15 protein-coding genes are annotated in these 18628 nt (G+C 71.0%); 6 read left to right on the top strand and 9 right to left on the bottom strand.

The genetic code is table 11. The features are described 5' to 3' along the window. Positions 1 to 82: 82 nt before the first annotated feature. The 3 genes from KBX50_RS18735 to KBX50_RS18725 all read right to left on the bottom strand — a co-directional run bounded on the left by KBX50_RS18735 (position 83) and on the right by KBX50_RS18725 (position 5679). Positions 83 to 1753 (bottom strand): hypothetical protein, encoded by a 1671-nt coding sequence (locus KBX50_RS18735; protein WP_210938419.1) that lies wholly within the window; start codon positions 1751 to 1753, stop codon positions 83 to 85. A gap of 350 nt (positions 1754 to 2103) precedes the next feature. Beyond that, the gene (locus KBX50_RS18730) at positions 2104 to 3831 is read right to left on the bottom strand and encodes a right-handed parallel beta-helix repeat-containing protein (protein ID WP_210938416.1); all 1728 of its coding nucleotides are present in this window, start codon (positions 3829 to 3831) and stop codon (positions 2104 to 2106) included. A 366-nt stretch (positions 3832 to 4197) separates the two neighbouring features. Continuing rightward, a complete protein-coding gene (locus KBX50_RS18725) occupies positions 4198 to 5679 on the bottom strand; it encodes an aminopeptidase P family protein (protein WP_210938414.1) in 1482 nt (493 codons plus the stop codon). 134 nt (positions 5680 to 5813) lie between these two features. On the opposite strand from KBX50_RS18725, the gene asnB reads away from it, so the two are divergent. Beyond that, a complete protein-coding gene (asnB, locus tag KBX50_RS18720) occupies positions 5814 to 7775 on the top strand; it encodes an asparagine synthase (glutamine-hydrolyzing) (RefSeq protein WP_210938413.1) in 1962 nt (653 codons plus the stop codon). Positions 7776 to 7836: 61 nt separating this feature from the next. Here the strand turns inward: asnB and KBX50_RS18715 are convergent, their stop codons facing one another. After that, the gene (locus KBX50_RS18715) at positions 7837 to 8952 is read right to left on the bottom strand and encodes a lytic polysaccharide monooxygenase (RefSeq protein WP_210938412.1); all 1116 of its coding nucleotides are present in this window, start codon (positions 8950 to 8952) and stop codon (positions 7837 to 7839) included. A gap of 402 nt (positions 8953 to 9354) precedes the next feature. On the opposite strand from KBX50_RS18715, the gene KBX50_RS18710 reads away from it, so the two are divergent. Further along, positions 9355 to 10290: a PfkB family carbohydrate kinase gene (locus tag KBX50_RS18710; protein WP_210938411.1), complete on the top strand. Its 936-nt coding sequence runs from the start codon at positions 9355 to 9357 to the stop codon at positions 10288 to 10290. A 67-nt stretch (positions 10291 to 10357) separates the two neighbouring features. Here the strand turns inward: KBX50_RS18710 and KBX50_RS18705 are convergent, their stop codons facing one another. Then, on the bottom strand, positions 10358 to 11194 hold the full coding sequence (locus tag KBX50_RS18705) for an MBL fold metallo-hydrolase (RefSeq protein WP_210938410.1): 837 nt from the start codon (positions 11192 to 11194) through the stop codon (positions 10358 to 10360). Further along, positions 11191 to 11595 carry a thioesterase family protein gene (locus KBX50_RS18700; protein WP_210938409.1) on the bottom strand — a complete coding sequence of 135 codons (405 nt, stop codon included), beginning with the start codon at positions 11593 to 11595 and terminating at the stop codon, positions 11191 to 11193. Before KBX50_RS18700 ends, KBX50_RS18705 begins: the two co-directional genes overlap by 4 nt. 124 nt (positions 11596 to 11719) lie before the next feature. On the opposite strand from KBX50_RS18700, the gene KBX50_RS18695 reads away from it, so the two are divergent. Next, complete coding sequence (locus KBX50_RS18695) at positions 11720 to 12745, top strand: phosphatase PAP2 family protein (protein WP_210938408.1); 1026 nt, start codon at positions 11720 to 11722, stop codon at positions 12743 to 12745. Between the two features lie 18 nt (positions 12746 to 12763). On the opposite strand, the gene KBX50_RS18690 is transcribed toward KBX50_RS18695, so the two are convergent. The 3 genes from KBX50_RS18690 to KBX50_RS18680 all read right to left on the bottom strand — a co-directional run bounded on the left by KBX50_RS18690 (position 12764) and on the right by KBX50_RS18680 (position 15254). Then, a complete protein-coding gene (locus KBX50_RS18690; protein WP_210938534.1) occupies positions 12764 to 14236 on the bottom strand; it encodes a PH domain-containing protein in 1473 nt (490 codons plus the stop codon). 119 nt (positions 14237 to 14355) lie between these two features. Continuing rightward, on the bottom strand, positions 14356 to 14886 hold the full coding sequence (locus KBX50_RS18685; protein WP_210938406.1) for a PH domain-containing protein: 531 nt from the start codon (positions 14884 to 14886) through the stop codon (positions 14356 to 14358). 95 nt (positions 14887 to 14981) lie between these two features. Further along, positions 14982 to 15254: a hypothetical protein gene (locus KBX50_RS18680; protein ID WP_210938404.1), complete on the bottom strand. Its 273-nt coding sequence runs from the start codon at positions 15252 to 15254 to the stop codon at positions 14982 to 14984. A gap of 236 nt (positions 15255 to 15490) precedes the next feature. Here KBX50_RS18680 and KBX50_RS18675 point away from each other — a divergent pair, with 236 nt between their 5' ends. The 3 genes from KBX50_RS18675 to KBX50_RS18665 are packed head-to-tail and all read left to right on the top strand — an operon-like array spanning position 15491 to position 18536. Then, positions 15491 to 16597: a MoxR family ATPase gene (locus KBX50_RS18675; RefSeq protein WP_210938402.1), complete on the top strand. Its 1107-nt coding sequence runs from the start codon at positions 15491 to 15493 to the stop codon at positions 16595 to 16597. Further along, the gene (locus KBX50_RS18670) at positions 16576 to 17589 is read left to right on the top strand and encodes a DUF58 domain-containing protein (RefSeq protein WP_210938400.1); all 1014 of its coding nucleotides are present in this window, start codon (positions 16576 to 16578) and stop codon (positions 17587 to 17589) included. Before KBX50_RS18675 ends, KBX50_RS18670 begins: the two co-directional genes overlap by 22 nt. Next, on the top strand, positions 17586 to 18536 hold the full coding sequence (locus tag KBX50_RS18665) for a VWA domain-containing protein (RefSeq protein ID WP_093407400.1): 951 nt from the start codon (positions 17586 to 17588) through the stop codon (positions 18534 to 18536). The genes KBX50_RS18670 and KBX50_RS18665 overlap by 4 nt, the downstream gene beginning before the upstream one ends. Positions 18537 to 18628 lie beyond the last annotated feature (92 nt).

The following is an 18628-nucleotide window of genomic DNA, read 5'->3' as shown; positions in this document are numbered from 1 at the left end:
CCCGCCGGTCCGATCCTTCTGGATCGTCCCGGCGGGGCCGAAGTCCCTCACCTCGGTCCGGCGGAGCCGGTCACCCGGTTGATCAGCCGAAGCAGTTCGGGATCGGGGTGAAGGTGCCGGCGCAGTTGGTCGGCTTGTTGGCCGTGATGGCCGACTTGTCGTCCACGTTCACCTCACCGAGGAAGCTGAAGACGCCGCCAGCGGTGAGAGTGGCGAAGTTGTGCGCCACCTTCGTCTTCTCCAGGTCGATCACACCGGCGACGGTGAAGATGCCGCCGCCGACGCCCAGCGGGCCGACTGCCCGGTTGCCGCTGATCTCGCTGTGCCGGAAGGTCGCCTCACCGGTGCCGTTGAACACGCCACCGCCGAAGAATCCGGCCTTGTTCTCGACGATCTTGGTTTCCTCGACGTTGGCGATCGCGCCGAAGCCGAGGGCCATGCCGCCGCCGACACCGACCGTGGTGTTCTTGGCGACCTCGACGTGAGCCAGTTCGAGGGTGCTGTCGTCACCGGCCGCGGTGACGCCGCCGCCGGCCAGGACCGCGGTGTTCCCGGTGACCTTGGAGTACCGGACGGTCGTGTTGCCCTCGATGTCGAGCACGCCACCGCCGAAGCCGAGCACCTCGTTGCTGGTGATCTCGGTCTTCTCGATCCAGGCGGTACCGCCGTCGATGTCCCGACGGAAGATGAACGCCGCGCCGTTGGCGATGCCGCCACCGCCGATGATCGCGTCGTTGTTCTTCACGGTCGACGCGGCCACCCGCAGCACACCGGCGTTGAAGATGCCGCCGCCGTAGAGGAAGGCGGTGTTGTCGGCGACCGTGGTGTGGTAGAGGCTGGCCTTGCCGAAGTTGGCCAGGCCACCGCCGACGCCGCCGGCCTGGTTGGCGACGATGTGCGTCTCCTCGAAGGAGGCGGTGCCGCCGGGCTGCACGAGCACGCCACCGCCGTCGTTGGACTCCGGATCGGCCAGCACCGACGGCGCGCTCGCGGCCTTGGCCTTGAGCGCGATGCCCTTCGGCTTGGCCTGGAGCAACGGCAGGTACTCCTGCTTCGCCTCGGCGGCCTTGGTCGCCTCCACCGAGTTCGAGAACCGCGACCAGACGGCTTCCGGCGTGTCGCCGTTGACCGGCAGCGCCCGGGTCTGGCCGTTCTTGATGGTCAGGCCCTTGACGGTCAGGTTTCCGCCGCGACCGACGTTGAGGATCCGGAACTCCTCGGCCGTGGCGTCCCGGACGATCTTGGTGTCGTGGCCCTTGAGCACCACGTTCTCCGTGATCACCGGAAGACCGTTGGGGCCGGTCCCGTCGCCGTAGTCGGAACGGGTCAGGGAGTAGGTGCACCCCTTGGCCAGGTTCAGCACGCCGCCGTGGTTCTCGTTGGCGAAGACCAGGGCCTGGATCAGCTTGTCGCTGTCGCAGGGCACATCCTTGCCGTGATCCCTCTTCTCGTCGTCCCGCTTCTGGTCGTGCCGGGCCCGCTCGTCGGCGGCGTTGTCGGCCCGGTCCTCCTTCTTGCCCTTGTGCCCCTCGGGGGCGACCGCGTTCTGGTCGCCGTCCCTGCTGACCTGCTGGGCGGTGGACCAGCGCAGACCATCGGTACCAACCGCGCCGGCGCCGGTGGCGACCCCGACGGCGGCGATGCTGACCACGCCGGTGAGCCCGGCGACGCCACTGGCGAGCCAGAGCTTACGACGCCGCTTGGGCGTCGCCTCCGACTCGCTGGCGTTGTTCTTAGCTACGTAGTTGGACATCGGAGCTCTCTGCCCTCTCGTCGTACCAGACAGGGTCGTCACGCACAGGCGAGCGTCCCCTGCTACAAATCGGTTGTAGCTCCCAGAACCACCGTATGAGAATGTTCCTCGCCTCAGGTGCTTATCCGAAATAACCCCACATTAGGTACGTCGGTGGCCAGCTACCCCAGGCCCGCGCTGATCGGTACTCCGGGGTGCCTTCCGCCCGGACCTGCTCTGAGCTGCGCTGACGACCCTGGAGGAGGAAGAAGCGGGATAAGGTGGGGCTCCTCCGCAGCGCCGAGCGCCACGGAGGAGCCCCTCTATGTGGTGGTGCTGTCCTGTTGCTCGTCGCTCGCCTCGGCGATGGATCAGCCGAAGCAGCGGTCGGGGATGACCGGGCTGCCGATGCAGTTGGTCGGTCGGTTGCCGGTGACCGCCGACTTCCGGTCGATCTCCACCTGGTCGTTGTCGGTGTAGATGCCGCCGGGTGCGTTGGTGGCCACGTTGTCGGCGACCTTGGTCCGGATCAGCGTGGTCACCCCGTCCTGGTTGGCGAGGCCGCCCGCGAAACCAGCCGTACCCGAGGCCTGGTTGGCCCACAGCTCGGAGTCGCGCAGGGTTACCGAGGCGCCGTCGTTGAACAGGCCGCCGGCAGCTCCGTTGGCGGCCACATTCTCCTTGACGACGCTGTGGGCGATGACCGCCGTGGAATCCTCGGCGATCCCGAGGCCGCCGGCATCGTCGTTCGCGAAGTTCCGGGCGACCAGCGTGTGTTCCAGGCTCAGCCGGCTGTCGCCGAGAGCGACCAGGCCGCCGCCGTCGAGGCTGCTGGTGTTGTCGGTGAGTTCGCTCTGGACGGCGGTGGTGTCGCCGCCGTTGACGAAGACGCCGCCGCCGAGCACTCCGGTCCGGTTGTGGCTGATCGTGCTCTTCCAGATCCAGACCGTGCCGCCCGTGCCGGCGAAGCCGTTGGGCGTGGAACCGTTGGCGACGCCGCCGCCCCCGGCACCCGAGTTGTTGTACACGATCTTCGACTCTTCGACCCGGAGCGTGCCCGTGCTGAACAGGCCGCCGCCGAAGCTACCGGCACTGTTCTGTTCCACGGTGCTGTGGCGGATCGTGGTGGTGCCGTAGTTGGCGATGCCACCGCCGTTGCGGGTCGCCTGGTTCTGCACGATCCGGCTGTGCTCCAGGTCTGCGGTGCCGCCCTGCTGCACCAGGATTCCACCCCCGTCGACGCCGTCGGCGGCGATGCTCGGCGGAGCGACGTCCGCCCCGGCGGCCTTGGCCCTGGCCGCCGCTGACGGCTTCGTCGCGGGTGCCGCTTTTGCCCCGGCCGCCTTGGCGCCGTCGGTCGTGGGCTTAGCCCCGGCCTTGGCCGCCTTGGCCTTGGCCCCGGCCGCCGGTGCGGTCCCGGCGGGCTTCACGGTGCCGAGTTCCAGTCCCGTGACCGGCGCCGCGATCGTCATGCCCGGAGCGGTCTGGCCGCCCTTGACCGTCACACCCTTCAGGGTCAGGTGACCACCTCGGCCGACGTTGAGGATGCGGAACCGCTCGGCGGTCGCGGCCCGCACGATCTTGCTGTCGTCGCCCTTCAAGGTGATCGGTTTGGTGATCACCGGAAGCCCGTTGCCGTCATCGCTGCGGGTCAGCTCGTACGTGCAGTGCCGGGCCAGGGCGAGTACGCCGCCGTGGTTCTGGTTGGCGTGCACGATGGCCTGGATCAGCTTGTCGGTGTCGCAGGGCACCTCGTCAACCCTGTCCTTGTCGGCACCGCCACCGTCCTTGCGCCCGGCACCCTTGCGGCCGACGTGGTCGCCGGCCGATTCGTCCCTGGTGTCGCCGTTCTCGGTCGCGTCGGCCGTCCCGGCGTCACTGACGTTCTGCCGGGCGTTGGACTGCGCGTCCGTCCGGCCCGACGTGCCGGATCGGTCGTCGCGGGCGGCCACCCCACCCAGCGCGGCCAGACCGACCACGCCGGTCAGACCGGCGACGCCCGCGGTGAGCCATAGTTTTCGTCGTCGAAGTCCCGGCGGTGCCGGGGGTGGTGGTGCCGGGGGCGGCCCACCGTAGGAAGTGGTCACGTCATCAGACATCAGAGCCTTCCGCCCTTTCCTGCTACCAGACTGGTTCGCACCGAGCGAATGGGTGCGAGCAGCTACAAATGGGTTGCAGCCTCTGATGACCACCGTATGAGAATGTTCCTCGCGAGAGGGATGAACCCGAAATAACCCCGCATTGGCACCTGATCGGGCATCGGCGCCTGATCACGCGAGATCTGGCTGAAAGCGGTTGACCAGGACGAACGCTTCATCCGCCGGACAGACGAGGGCGGGCCCCACGCTGAAGCGACGACACTCTGGTCGCTTCGGCGGGGGCCCGCCCTCCTGGTTCCGGTTCCACAACTCGGCGAGCCTGGGGAACGCGGCCTACGCGTGCCGCTCGATCAGTCGGCGCTCCGGTCAGCCGGGCAGTCGCGGCCCGGCCTCGCGCTGCTCGGCCAGCCAGGTCTCCACCTCGTCGGCCCGGCGTGGCAGGCCCGCCGACAGGTTCACCGCGCCGGCGGTGGTGACCAGGACATCGTCCTCGATCCGGATGCCGATACCGCGCAGCTCCTCCGGGACCAGCTCGTCCTCCGGCTGGAAGTACAGCCCGGGCTCGACGGTGAGCACGTACCCCTCGCCCAGGGTGCCGTCGCGGTACATCTCCTTGCGGGCGTTGGTGCAGTCGTGCACGTCGATGCCGAGCATGTGCCCGAAACCGTGCAGGGTCCACCGGCGGTAGACGGTGGAGTTGTCGTCCATCGCCTCGTCCACGCTCACCGGCAACAGCCCCAACTCGGCCAGCCCTTCGGCGAGCACCCGCATGCAGGTGCGGTGCACGTCCTTGAACGCCACCCCCGGCTTGATGAACTCGATGCCGGCCTGCTGCGCGGCGTACACGATGTCGTAGAGCTGGCGCTGCAACGGGGTGAACCGCCCGCTGACCGGCAGCACCCGCGTCACGTCGGCGGTGTAGAGGTGGCGTCCCTCCACACCCATGTCCATCAGCAGCAGCTCACCCGGACGGGTGACGCCGTGGTTGTGTACCCAGTGCAGGATCGTGGCGTGCTCACCGGCGCCGACGATCGAGCCGTAGCCGATGTCGTTGCCGTCGTGCCGGGCCCGCAGCGCGAAGACCCCCTCCAACAGCCGCTCGGAGACGCCCCGGTCGGCCGGCAGCACCCGGGCCACATCCTCGAAGCCGCGTACGGTGGCGTCGATGGCCTCCTGCAGCTGGGCGATCTCCCACTCATCCTTGACCAGCTTCAGCTCCGCGACGGCGATTGCCAGCTCACGGTCGCGGGCCGGCTGCCCCTCCTCGCGCGGGCCGTCCCAGGGCCGCACCGCGGTGTCCACCCGCGCGTCGAAACCGCGCAGCACCCGGGTACGCGCGGGCGCCAGCCCGGCCAGCGCCGCCTCCAGCTCGGTCAGGTCGGCAGTGGGCAGGCCCAGCTCGGTGGACTTCTCGGTCAGGGTGTGTCGCCGGCCCACCCACAGCTCGCCGTGACGGCTGCGGAAGAACTCGTCATTCTCCCGCGAGGAGCGGGGCCGCATGTAGAGCGTGGCGTCGTGGCCCGAGCCGGTCGGCCGCAGCACCAGCACGCTGTCCGGGTCGTGGTCTCCGGTCAGGTACGCGAAGTCGCTGCCCGGTCGGAACCGGTACTCGGTGTCGTTGGCGCGTACCTTCTCGCCGCCGGTGGGAATCACCAACGTCTCGCCCGGAAAGGCCGCCGAGAGAGCGGCTCGGCGCTTGGCGTAGTTCGGCACCTCCGGCCGCGGGCCGACCGGCAGGGTGGTGTCCCGCCAGCCCTGCCGCATGAACGACAGGAACGCGGGCGGGAAATCCGGGTCGTGCGACTCGGTGCCGTCCGTCGGTTTACCGTCGGTGCGTTCCTCGGTCATTGCCCCGCTCCCTTCGCCTCATTGCTGGTCCCGACGGTACCGCGAAGGCGGTCGTGGCCGACCCGCCGGTAGGGCGTCCCGGTGACCCGACAGTGCCGCGACGGCCGATCAGCACGCGTGGAAAGATGACGGACATGTGCGGACTCCTGGCTTTCTTCAGTGCGCGCGGCGATGCCGCCGCCCACCGCGACAACATCGCCGGAGCGTTGGAATGCCTGCACCACCGCGGCCCGGACGAGACCGGGGTCGAGGTGGTCGGCGACGCCTCCGGCCGGTACGCGGACGGGGTGTTCGCCCACAAGCGGTTGGCGATCATCGACGTCGCGCTCAGCCACGAGCCGCTGCCCTACGCCGACGGGCGGTACCTGCTGACCTTCAACGGGGAGATCTACAACTACATCGAGCTGCGCGAGGAGTTGATCCGCGACTTCGGTGCCCGGTTCGCCACCAACGGTGACGGCGAGGTCATCGTCGCTGGTTACCACTACTGGGGCGAGCAGGTGCTCACCCGGCTGCGGGGCATGTTCGCCTTCGTCATCTGGGACCGGCAGGAACGTCGCGCGTTCGGTGCTCGCGACTACTACGGCATCAAGCCGCTGCACTACCTGGAGACCGCCGACGGGCTCTACCTCGCCTCGGAGAAGAAGGCCCTGCTGCCCTTCGCCCAGTCGGCGTACGCCGGGGACGCCGGGGTGGACCCGGCCAACCTCAGCCACTACCTGACCCTGCAGTACGTACCCGAGCCCGGCACCCTGCACCGGGGGATCAACCGGATCGGCTCGGGGGAGTACCTCACCTGGACTCCGGGCGGGCGGATCGACGTACGGCGCTGGTACCGGCCGGTGTTCCGGCCCGCGCCGGTCTCCGATGAGCAGAAGCTCTACCAGGAGATCCGCGAGACGCTGCGCGAGAGCGTACGCATGCACATGCGCTCCGACGTGCCGGTCGGTTCGTTCCTGTCCAGCGGCATCGACTCCACCGCGGTGGTCGCCCTGGCGCGGGAGTTCAACCCGAACATCCTCACCTTCACCGTCGGCTACGACGTGCCGGGCTACTCCGAGATCGACGTCGCCCAGGACTCGGCCCGGCACCTCGACGTGACCACCATCCCGACCAAGATCGGGCCGCAGGACATGATCGAGGCGCTACCGAAGATCGTCTGGCACCTGGACGACCCGGTCGCGGACCCGGCGCTGGTGCCGCTCTACTTCGTCGCCAAGAAGGCCGCCGAGCACGTCACCGTGGTGCTCTCCGGCGAGGGCGCCGACGAGTTCTTCGGCGGTTACACGATCTACCGGGAGCCGCTCTCGCTGAGCGGCGTCAACGGGCTGCCCGACGGGGTGCAGAAGGGCCTGCGGGCGGTTTCCCGGGCGATCCCGCAGGGCGTCAAGGGCAAGAGCTTCCTGGAGCGCGGCACCACGCCGATCGAGGAGCGCTACTACGGCAACGCCCGGATGTTCACCGAGGAGGAGAAGCAGCAACTGCTGCGCCGCTACGACCCCTCGGTGCGCTACACCGACGTGACCGCGCCGATCTACGCCGAGTGCACCGAGCTGGACGACGTCACCAAGATGCAGTACGTCGATCTCTACACCTGGCTGCGCGGCGACATCCTGGTCAAGGCGGACCGGATCTCCATGGCGCACTCGCTGGAGGTACGGGTGCCCTTCCTCGACCGGGCGGTGTTCGAGGTGGCGGCGAAGATCCCGGTCGAGCTGAAGCTGCCGCCGCGTTCCGACGCCACCAAGTACGCCATGCGTCAGGCGTTGCAGGGCGTGGTGCCGCCGGCCATCGTCAACCGCAAGAAGCTGGGCTTCCCCACCCCGACCCGGGTCTGGCTGCGCGGCGAGATGTACGAGTGGGCCCGGCACGTGCTGTCCACCTCCGGCGCCGGCGACCTGCTCGACCTGTCGTACGCGCTGCGCCTGCTGGAAGAGCACAAGCGGGAGGAGTTCGACCACTCCCGCAAGGTGTGGACGGTGCTGATCTTCTGCATCTGGCACGCGATCTTCGTCGCGAAGACCCTCGACCCGGGCATCCAGCGCAACCAGTCGGCCCTGCTGACCAAGCCCGTCGTCGGCTCCATGGTGCGCTGACGGCAGACGCGGACATGCGGAAGGGGGCCCCGTGAAGGGCCCCCTTCTTCGTGGTGCTGGATCAGCTGCTGGCGCAGGTCGCCGTCGGCGTCGCGCCACTGCCGCTGGCGAGGAAGCCGAACGTCGTGCTGCCGTTGGCCGCGACGGAGCCGTTGTACGACACGTTGCGGGCCGTCACCGAAGATCCGGACGTGGTCTGGGTGGCGTTCCAAACCTGGCTGATCTGCTGACCACCGGGCCAGCTCCAGTTCGCGGTCCAGCCGCTCAGCGCTGAGGTGCCGGTGTTGCGGATCTCGACCTCACCCTGGAACCCACCGGACCAACTGCTGGTCACCTTGACCGTGGCGGTGCAGCCACCGGGGCCCGGCGGCGGGGTGGTCGGGTTCGGCGGGGGCGTGGTCGGGTTCGGCGGCGGGGTGGTGGGGTTCGGCGGCGGGGTGGTCGGGTTCGGCGGCGGCGTGGTCTGGTTGCCGCCGATGCCGGTCACCTCACCGTTGCCGCCGTCGAACACCACGTCGGAGCAGCCGAAGAAGTTCTCCTGGCTGTCCGAGCGGACCCACCGGGAGTAGATGATGTGCCGGCCGCTCTTGTTCGACGGCAGGTTGCCGGTGAAGTAGTAGTGGCCGTCGTTGGTGCCGACCGCGCCGCGCTGCGGCGGGTTGGTCACCGTCAGGAACGGCTGGGCCTCCAGGTCACTCCAGGCCAGCGCCCGGGTGGGGCTCCAGCTGTCCCGGGTGACGTAGAAGTAGAACGTGCCCGGGTGGTGGGCCCAGTTGCTGTACTTGAACTCGATCGACCGGCCGGCCGTCAGGTGCGTCAGCGGCCAGTCGTTGCGGGCCAGGTCGTAGCCGCGGAAGCCGGTGGCCCCGCCGCTGCACAGCTGGCCGTCCGGGATGAAGCCGGTGGTGCGACCGCCGGCGTCCGAACGCAGCACGCTGAACCAGTTGTAGAGCGAGTTCGTCCCGCTCTGCGCGACGGCGGCAGCGCAGGCCGGGTTGTTCGGCCTGATCTCGCCGGTCTGGGTGAGGCCGTCGCGCCAGCACAGGAAGGTGCGGGCGCCCGGCGTCATCGCCGCGCCGTGCGCGGCGGCCGGCTCGGGGCTGGCGGTCACGACGACCGCACCCGCGAGAAGAGTGAAGGCCGCGGTTAGCAGCGCGGCCAAGCGTGGACGGTGCACGGGTTTCTCCTGACTCGGGAGCGCACCACGTGGGTGCGCCCCGCCGAACGCGCGGGTGGCGGGTGTGGTGCCGCCCCCGCTGCTGCGGGCGAAAATGCGGCTACGCGGCGACCGTGCGGATGGGGACGGATGGCCCAGCCCGGCACGCTGTCGCCAGCGGAGTGTCGACGCGTGAATGCCCTCGCGCGATGTGAAGCCCGGCACCGGTGGACGCGCAGCCCCGCGCCACCCGGCATCATCATCCCACCACGCCGGCCCGCTCCGCGCAATAGCCACCCCTCGATGTGTGAAACGGACCCGGTGCGCGGCCCCCAGGTCGCGCCAATACGGTGGCTTCCACGCCCCGGCACACACCCGCTGTGCCAGCCTGGCATCACGTACGGCAGACGGAAGGACCTGACGATGGGATACGCGGTGGTGCTCGGCGAGGCGCTCGTCGACCTGCTGGACACCGAGTGCGACGGCGCGCCGGTCTACCGGCAGGCGATCGGCGGGGGACCGCTGAACGTCGCCGTCGGTGTCGCCCGGCTCGGTGGCACCGTGCAGTTCGTCGGGTCGCTCGGCGACGACGTGCTCGCCGGTCGGATCCGCGACTTTCTCACTGCCGAGCAGGTGGGCCTGACCGGCGCGGTGACCGCCGCGGTGCCGACCACGCTGGCCGTGGCCACCTTCTCCGGCGCGGAACCGGACTTCCGCTTCTACGGCGAGCCGCCCTCCTACGCGCTGCTCGGTCCCGACGAACTCGACGTCACGTTGGTCGAGGGCGCCGACGTGCTCTACTGCGGCTCGATCGTGCTGCTGGCGCCGACGACGCTGGCCACCGCCCGCCGGGCCTGGGCGGCTGCCCCGGGGCTGCGGGTGTTCGATCCGAACGTCCGACCCCGGCTGCTGGCCGGCCCGCAGGCGCTGGCCGGGCTGCGCGAGGTGGTCGCCGAATTCGCCGCCGGGGCGCACCTGGTCAAGCTCAGCGCCGCCGACGCGGAGCTGCTCTATCCAGGTGAACCGGTCGAGTCGGTGGCGGTCTACCTGCGCGAACTCGGCGCGGCCACGGTCGTGGTCACCCTCGGCGCGGCCGGCGCGGTGGTCGCCGCCGCGGCCGCCGATCCGGTACGCGTACCCGCCCCGAAGGTCGACGCCGTCGATGCCACCGGCGGAGGTGACTCGGTGATGGCCGCCCTCGTCGCCGACCTGCTGACCGACGGCGAGCCGGTCGGACCGTCCGGCTGGCACGAGCGGGTCGGCTACGCCCTGCGCGTGGCCGGCCTGGTCTGCGAACGTCCCGGTGGTGCGGTCGCCATGCCCACCCGCGCCGAGGTGCGACAACGCTTCGGTGACTGACCATCAGCCCGGCTGGCCGGAAGATCCACCGGCCGGCCGACCGGCGGCGTCGATCGTGGGAACGAGGTCAGGCGGTGCCGTCGAGTTCGGCGTACCCGCGCCGGGCGGCGGTCAGCGCGTGACGGGCCGGGAACGGGGCGTCGGCGGCCACCCGCTCCGGTGGTGCGCCGCCGGTGTGCCCGGCCCGGATCAGCCAGGCCAGCTCCACCAGCTGAGCGTGCTGGGCCCGGACGAACTCCGCGTCGACCGGCTCGCCGTGCCCGGGCACGACCACTGTCGCCGGTGAGATCGACCGCGACAGCTCAGCCAGCGCGTCCGGCCACTGCAACGGGTACGAGTCCTCGAACGCCGGGGGACCGGCCTGCTCGACAAGATCACCGGCGACCAGCAGGTCGGCGTCGGGCACCTGGACGACGAGGTCGGCGTCGGTGTGCCCCCGCCCGGGATGGCGGAGCACCACCTGTCGGCCACCGACATCGAGGATCGCCTCGGTGCGCACCGTGTGGGTGGGCGCCAGCAGCGCGGTGTCGGCCAGCTCGGCGGCGAGTTCCGGATGCGTGGGATGCAACTCCGCGTACGCCTCCCGGCGCAGCCGGTCCGCCTCGTCGCGGATGGTCGCGGCGGCCAGTTCGTGCGCCCAGACCGGGCGGGCCGGTTCACCGGCCAGCGTGGCGTTGCCGAAGCAGTGGTCGTAGTGGTGGTGGGTGTTCACCAGCGTGAGCGGATCGGTGGTGACCGCGCGTACGGCGGCGGCCAGTTCGGTCGCCTGCCCGGCGGTGGAGAGGGTATCGACCAGCAGCGCCGCGCCGTCGCCCAGCACCAACGTCACGTTGACCGCGAGCACCGGCTCACGCAGCACGAGCACCCGGTCGGCGACCTCGACGAACCGGCCGGTGGTCGTCATGCTGGCCTATCGGCGCGTGCCAGGAACCGGTGCCGGTCGACCAGGGCCCGCTCCACCCGCCCCTCGGCGACGGTCTGCCCGCCCTCGGTGACGGTGATCTCGAACACCAGCCGCCGCCGCTCCACCTCGGTCAGCCGGGCCTGCGCCGCGACCATGCGGCCCACCGGTGTCGCGGCCCGGTGCTCCAGCTCCACCCGGGTGCCCACGGTGGTCGAGCCGTTCGGCAGGTGGCCGGCGGTGGCAGCCACCGTCGCCGCTTCGGCCAGGGCGAGCACCCGTGGCGTGCCGAGCACCGGAACGTCGCCGGAGCCGACCGCCTGGGCGGTGTCGGCGTCGGTGACGGTCAACTCGACCTGGGCGGTCAGACCCGGGGCCAGGGCTTGATCCGGTAGCTCCTGCATGGCCACAGCGTAGGTCCTCGGCGGGGCTCGGGCCACGCGGCCGGGCAGATGCGCCACGCCCGCCACGGCACCGCAGGTGCTCCTGCCGCCGGTCGGGCGCGGGTCGCCGCTAACCTTGTCCGCGATGTCTGCCGTCACCGACCCCCAGCCCCCAGCCTCCACCGAGCCGCCCACCCCGCGCGACGGTGGGCGCCGCCGCGTGATCGCGATGTCGGTCTGGGGCGTCGCCTTCGTGGCTGGCTGGCTCGTCATCGGCCTGCCCACCGACCCGGTGTACGCGTTCTTCTGGATCTGGGCCGGCACCATCGCCTGGTACTCCGCCCGCCCCTGGCGCAGCCACCTACGCTTCGCCCGGGACTGGGTGCCGGTGGTGCTGCTACTGGTCGCCTACAACCTCTCCCGTGGGTTCGCCTACCACGACGGGACCGTGCCGCACGCCTACGAGTTGATCCTGGCCGACCGTCTGATGTTCGGCTGGGCCATGGACGGTCAGGTGCCGACCGTCTGGTTGCAGCAGCACCTGTACCAGCCGGAGGTGCGCTGGTGGGACGTCCTGGTCAGCTGGGTGTACTTCTCGCACTTCGTGGCGGCGCTGGCCGCCGCGGCGGTGCTCTGGATGGTCGAGCGCAGCCGGTGGGCGGCGTTCATGCGTCGCTGGTTCTTCCTCTGCGCCACCGGCCTGATCACCTACTTCCTCTACCCGGCCGCGCCACCGTGGTGGGCGGCGCAGAACGGGTTGATCGAGGAGGTCGCCCGGATCTCCACCCGGGGCTGGAAGGCGTTCGGCATGCACGGCGCGGGCAACCTGCTCAACGCCGGGCAGCTGGCCTCCAACCCGGTGGCCGCGATGCCGTCGCTGCACACCGCCTTCGCCCTGTTCGTGGTGCTGTTCTTCCTGCGTAACGTCCGGCGCCGCTGGTGGCCGCTGCTGCTGGCCTACCCGCTGGCGATGACCTTCACGCTGGTCTACAGCGGCGAGCACTACGTGATCGACGTGCTGGTCGGTTGGGCGTACGTCGGGATGACCTTCCTGGTGGTCGGGTGGGCCGAACGCTGGTGGGCCCGCCGAAAGGCCCGCGCCGCCCCGACCGACACCTCGACCGCCGAGCCGGCACCCGTGACGTCCTCCGCCGTTCCCGCTCCCCGCTGACTCCGTCGCCGCGTCAGGTCAGCCCGCATGGCGGGCGGCCTGACCCCGGGCGGTCAACTCCGCCGCCAAGGCCCAGGCGTCGGCGAGGTCCCGGTCCGCCGCCGCCGCGCCGGCCCCACCCGCGGTGTCGGCGTGCACGGTGGCCAACCCGAGCATGCGCTGCACCGGCCCCTGCACCACCCGGACGCTCTGCAACCGGGCGTACGGCACGATCGTCAGCTGGCGGGTGAGCAGGCCGGAACGGACGGCGAGCACCTGCTCGGTCAGGCCGGCGCCGAGCACCTGGCGGCTCAGCGGGTTGACCCAGCGGGCCCGGGCCGGTGGTGGCCGCAGCGGCAACGATGACAGCGCGACCCCGGGCAGCACCTCGGCGACGATCATCTCGCCGGTCGGCTGGTCTCCGACGGGCAGCAGCCGGTCCGGCCGGTTGCGCTCGTCGGCCTCGCCGGCGGCGTAACCGGCCACCTCCAGCCGCAGCCGCAGCCAGCCCTTCATCCGCCACAGCAACGGCCAGGTCACCCGTACGGTCTGCACCCGGTGCAACGGTACGGTCTGCGACCTGGTCTCCAGCAGGCCGTTGCGGATGCGCAGCCGGTCGTCGTCGCGGGCCAGCTGGAACCGCCAGTCGTCGAGGACCCGTCGGACGGGTTGCAGCAGGACCCCGGCCATCGCGGTGAGCGTGCTCGCCACCGCGATGAAGGACCAGGACCCCTCGGACAGGAACTGCGTCGCCACGAAAGCCACGCCGAAGGGCAGCAGAAACGCCTGCGGGGTCAGCAGCTGACTGATCAGCAGGTCCCGGTTGCTCACCGCGTGCAGCGGACGGCCGGGTGGCGGAGGTGGCTCGGCACCGCCCGGCACCGGCTGCGCCGGGCCCGCCGGCGCCGCACCGGAGGGGTGGCCGGCCAGGGTCAGCAGGCGCTGTCGCAGCGCCGCGGCCTCGGTGACACTGAGGTACGCCAGTGGCGCCTCGGTCTTGCCGCCGCCGACCACCTCCAGGCGCAGCTCGGCCAGCCCGGTGAGCTGCGCGAGCAGCGGCCGAACCACTTCGACGGCCTGGAGCCGTTCCAGCGGAATCGCCCGGGTACGCCGCCAGAGCAGCCCCTCGTGGATGCGCAGTTCCCGGCCCACCACCTGGTAGCCGGTGTTGTACCAGCTGACCACGGCCAGCACGCTCGCGCCGAGCGCGAGCACGATCACCATCGCGACGAACCAACCGAACCCGACCCGGGACAGGGTCGACCAGGACAGCCCGGCGATGACCACGACCAGCGACTTGGCGCCGTGCAGCGCGGGACTCAACGGATGCAGCCGTTGCCGCGCCGACGGATCCTGCGGCGGCGGACCGACCCACCCGGCGGGCGGCTGCGGCGCACCGGACGGCGATGACGGCCCGGCTACCTGATACGGGCCCGGCGGTGGACCCGCGCCCGGTGGTGGTGCCTCGGCCGCCGGCACAGCGTGGTCGGACGATGCTGCCTCGGCGGGCATCGCCGGCACAGCGCGTCCGGCGGGCGGACCGGGAGCTTGGTCGCCCACCGCGTTTCCGACGTGCTGCCGCTCGTCCGAGGTGGGCGGGGTCCGGTCCGGACCCGGACCGGCCGACCCGCTCACAGTCCTTCCGCCCGGTCCTCGCCGAGCGCGGTCAGGCGGTCTCGCAGCCGGGACGCCTCCGCCGGACGCAGCCCCGGCACCCGGGCATCGCTCGCCGCGGCTGCGGTGTGCAGCTGCACTGTCGCCAGATCGAACGCCCGTTCCAGCGGACCGGCGCTCACATCGACGAACTGCATCCGCGAGTACGGGACGATGGACAGCCGGCGGACCAGCAGACCGTGCCGGACCAGCAGGTCGTCCTCACGTTCGGCGTAGCCCCAGGCCCGTACCGCCCGGACGATGGTCACCACCCGCCACAGAGCGAACAACCCGACGGCACCGAGCGCCAAGCCGAACGGCCAGGAACCGGTAAGCGCCCAACCGACACCGAGCACCGCCGAGACGACGGCCACCCCGGCCGCCAGGCGCAGCAGTTCCACCCAGATCAGGTCGGTCGAGATCGACTGCCAGTTGACGGTTTCCGGCCACGGTTCGAGCGGGCTGGTCGGCGCGTCCGGCAGCCGGACCTCAGGCGCGTCATCACTCACAGTGCCGACCTTTCGTTCGCGACTGTGGGGCTCGCAAGCTCACTCCTCGCGCTCACGGTGCAAGCCTTTCGTTCGCGACTGCGGGGCTCGCAAGCTCACTCCTCGCGCTCACCGGGCCGGCTTTTCGTTGTACGCGTCCACTCTTCGAGCGTAGGCGATCCCGCCAGCGGGGTGACCTCGCGCAGAAAGGCCCGTGCGCCGAGGAAGTCGCCGAGTGACGACCGGTGCACGTCACAGGCGAGCCAGGTTTTGCGCCGCTCCGGCGCGTGCAGGCGGGGATTGTTCCAGTGCAGTGCCCATCGGGCCGCGGCACGACACCCGCGGGCCGAACACGGTAGTGCTTCGGCGGGGCTGTCGGGGTGGGTCATCCCGCTCAGTCTAGGACGGCGGGGAAGAGTGAGCGCCGGGCGGCCACGGGGGAAGCCGCCCGGCGACGGATGAATGGTACACACGCCGGGGCGGCTTTTGTCCACTGGCGATCGGCGATTCCTCCGTCCCGGAACGGCGTGGCGGAAATCGGTCGCTCCCTCCGTCGGTACTCAGTCGGGCATGCGAGGCTTGGTACCGCACACGCCGCGACGACCGATCACGCTGTGGAGGACCAGTGGCCCAGCCGACCACGCCCGACGCCCCGCCGCCGAACGGGGCGCAACCACAGGTGCCCGCACCGCCGACCACGCCGGCGCAGGACGCCTCCCTGCTGGAGCGGGCACTGTTCGAGATCAAGCGCGTGATCGTCGGGCAGGACCGGATGGTCGAGCGGATGTTCGTCGCGTTGCTCGCCCGCGGGCACTGTCTGCTGGAGGGCGTACCGGGGGTGGCCAAGACCCTCGCGGTGGAGACCCTCGCCAGGGTGGTCGGCGGATCGTTCGCCCGGGTGCAGTTCACCCCGGACCTGGTGCCGGCGGACATCATGGGCACCAGGATCTACCGGCAGTCCAGTGAGAAGTTCGACGTCGAGCTGGGCCCGGTCTTCGTCAACTTCCTGCTCGCCGACGAGATCAACCGGGCGCCGGCGAAGGTGCAGTCCGCGCTGCTGGAGGTGATGAGCGAGCGGCAGGTGTCGATCGGCGGCGAGAGCCACCGGGTACCGAACCCGTTCCTGGTGATGGCGACGCAGAACCCGATCGAACAGGAAGGGGTGTACCCACTGCCGGAGGCGCAGCGGGACCGCTTCCTCATGAAGATCATCGTGGGTTACCCGACCGACGCCGAGGAGCGGGAGATCGTCTACCGGATGGGCGTCGCTCCGCCCGAGCCCACCGCCGTGTTCGACACCGAGGATCTGATCGCCCTGCAACACAAGGCCGACCAGGTCTTCGTCCACAACGCTCTGGTCGACTACGCGGTCCGGCTGGTGCTGGCCACCCGTACGCCGGCGGAACACGGCATGCCCGACGTCGCGCAACTGATCCAGTACGGTGCCAGCCCCCGGGCCTCGCTCGGGCTGGTCCGGGCCACCCGGGCGCTGGCCCTGCTCCGCGGTCGCGACTACGCCCTGCCGCAGGACGTACAGGACATCGCGCCGGACATCCTCCGGCACCGGCTGGTGCTCAGTTACGACGCGCTCGCCGACGACGTGCCGGCCGACCACGTGGTGCACCGGGTGATGTCGACCATCCCGCTGCCGTCGGTGGCGCCCCGGCAGCAGGCCACCCCGCCCGTCGGGGCGGTGGCACCTACCTCGGGGTGGCTCGGGCAGCGGCCGTGACCTCGACCACCCCTCGACCCGGTGAGCCGGATCCACTGGCGGCCACCAACCGTTCCGGTGCCGTGCTGTCCCGGTTGCAACTGCTGGTGACCCGCAAACTCGACGGCCTCCTTCAGGGCGACTACGCCGGCCTGCTGCCCGGGCCGGGCAGCGAGGCCGGCGAGTCGCGCGAGTACCGCCCCGGCGACGACGTGCGCCGGATGGACTGGCCGGTGACCGCCCGAACCACCACCCCGCACGTGCGGCGTACCGTGGCCGACCGTGAACTGGAGACGTGGCTGGCGGTGGACCTGTCGGCGAGTCTGGACTTCGGCACCGGCCGGTGGCTCAAGCGGGACGTGGTGATCGCGGCGGCCGCCGCGATCACGCACCTGACCGTCCGGGGTGGCAACCGGATCGGTGCGGTCGTCGGCAGCGGCGGCGACGTCCCGGTGCCCCGCCGTGGCCGGCGGGAGCCGCCCCCGGCCGGCCCGGGGCGACTGGTCCGTCTGCCGGCCCGGTCCGGACGCAAGGAGGCCCAGGGCATGCTGCGGGCCATCGCCGGCACCGAGATCCGGCCCGGCCGGGGTGACCTCGGGGCGCTCATCGACATGCTCAACCGCCCGCCCCGGCGGCGCGGTGTCGCCGTGGTCATCTCCGATTTCCTCGCCCCGCCGGCCCAGTGGGCGCGTCCGCTGCGCAAGCTGCGGGTACGACAGGACCTGCTCGCGATCGAGGTGGTCGACCCGCGGGAGCTGGAACTACCCGACGTCGGGGTGCTCCCGGTGGTCGACCCGGAGACCGGCGAACTGCACGAGGTGCAGACCGCCGACCCGAGCCTGCGGCACCGTTACGCGGCAGCCGCGGCGGCCCAGCGGGCGGAGATCTCCGCCGCGTTGCGCGCCGCCGGCGCCGCTCACCTGCGACTGCGTACCGACCGAGACTGGCTGCTGGACATGGTGCGCTTCGTGGCCGCCCAGCGGCATGCCCGCACCCGAGGGACGACGAGATGATCCGACTGCTGCAACCCTGGTGGCTGCTGGCCGTGCTGCCGGTGCTCGCCCTCGCCGCGCTGTACGTCTGGCGGCAGCTGCGCCGGCGCGACTACGCGCTGCGGTTCACCAACGTGGACCTGCTGCGTACCGTGGCGCCGAAGGGCCTCGGCTGGCGCCGGCACCTGCCGGCCACCGCGTTCCTGCTGGCCCTGCTGGTGCTGGCCGGTGCGTTGGCCCGGCCCGCGGTCGACACCCGGGAGCCGCTGGAGCGGGCCACCATCATGCTGGCCATCGACGTGTCGTTGTCCATGCAGGCCGACGATGTGCCACCGAACCGGCTGGAGGCGGCCCAGGAGGCGGCCATGCAGTTCGTGGCGGAGCTGCCCGAGACGTACAACCTGGGGTTGGTCTCGTTCGCCAAGTCGGCAAACGTGCTGGTGCCGCCGACGAAGGACCGCCCGGCCGTGACCAGTGCGATCGAGGGGTTGGTGCTGGCCGAGGCGACGGCCACCGGCGAGGCCGTCTTCACCTGTCTGGAGGCGATCCGGTCGGTGCCGGCCGACGGGGCGGCCGGTATCCCGCCGGCCCGGATCGTGCTGCTCTCCGACGGATTCCGCACGGCCGGGCGGTCGGTGGAGGAGGCGGCCGCCGCGGCGCAGGCGGCGAACGTGCCGGTCTCCACCATCGCCTTCGGCACCGACTCCGGGCACGTCGACATCGGTGGCCAGTTGCAGCGGGTACCGGTGGACCGGCTCGCCCTGGCCGAGTTGGCCGAGACCACTGAGGGGTTCTTCTACGAGGCGGCCACGGTCAACGAGCTGAAGCAGGTCTACCAGGACATGGGCAGCTCGATCGGCTTCCGCACCGAACCGAGAGAGATCACCCAGTGGTACGCCGGCATCGCGTTGCTGCTGGCCCTCTGCGCCGGCGCGTTCAGCCTCCTCTGGTCCTCCCGCATGATCTGACCGCTGCCAAAGCCCTGTTGATCATGAGGTTAGCGGCCGCTTTGATCTTCAACAGTGCCGCTAACCTCATGATCAACAGAGGTGGGTGGGTG

It is taken from the genome of Micromonospora sp. C51, assembly GCF_018070435.1.
Classification (GTDB): domain Bacteria; phylum Actinomycetota; class Actinomycetes; order Mycobacteriales; family Micromonosporaceae; genus Micromonospora; species Micromonospora sediminimaris.
Note: the sequence above shows the minus strand (reverse complement) of the source record. Positions and strands in the feature narration are given on the sequence as shown.

Coding starts and splice junctions, on each gene's coding strand:
- KBX50_RS18700 (WP_210938409.1), bottom strand. CDS start 11,595: ATGCAGGAGCTACCGGATCAAGCCCTGGCCCCGGGTCTGACCGCCCAG.
- asnB (WP_210938413.1), top strand. CDS start 5,814: ATGTGCGGACTCCTGGCTTTCTTCAGTGCGCGCGGCGATGCCGCCGCC.
- KBX50_RS18705 (WP_210938410.1), bottom strand. CDS start 11,194: ATGACGACCACCGGCCGGTTCGTCGAGGTCGCCGACCGGGTGCTCGTG.
- KBX50_RS18680 (WP_210938404.1), bottom strand. CDS start 15,254: ATGACCCACCCCGACAGCCCCGCCGAAGCACTACCGTGTTCGGCCCGC.
- KBX50_RS18710 (WP_210938411.1), top strand. CDS start 9,355: ATGGGATACGCGGTGGTGCTCGGCGAGGCGCTCGTCGACCTGCTGGAC.
- KBX50_RS18695 (WP_210938408.1), top strand. CDS start 11,720: ATGTCTGCCGTCACCGACCCCCAGCCCCCAGCCTCCACCGAGCCGCCC.
- KBX50_RS18665 (WP_093407400.1), top strand. CDS start 17,586: ATGATCCGACTGCTGCAACCCTGGTGGCTGCTGGCCGTGCTGCCGGTG.
- KBX50_RS18725 (WP_210938414.1), bottom strand. CDS start 5,679: ATGACCGAGGAACGCACCGACGGTAAACCGACGGACGGCACCGAGTCG.
- KBX50_RS18730 (WP_210938416.1), bottom strand. CDS start 3,831: ATGTCTGATGACGTGACCACTTCCTACGGTGGGCCGCCCCCGGCACCA.
- KBX50_RS18690 (WP_210938534.1), bottom strand. CDS start 14,236: ATGCCCGCCGAGGCAGCATCGTCCGACCACGCTGTGCCGGCGGCCGAG.
- KBX50_RS18735 (WP_210938419.1), bottom strand. CDS start 1,753: ATGTCCAACTACGTAGCTAAGAACAACGCCAGCGAGTCGGAGGCGACG.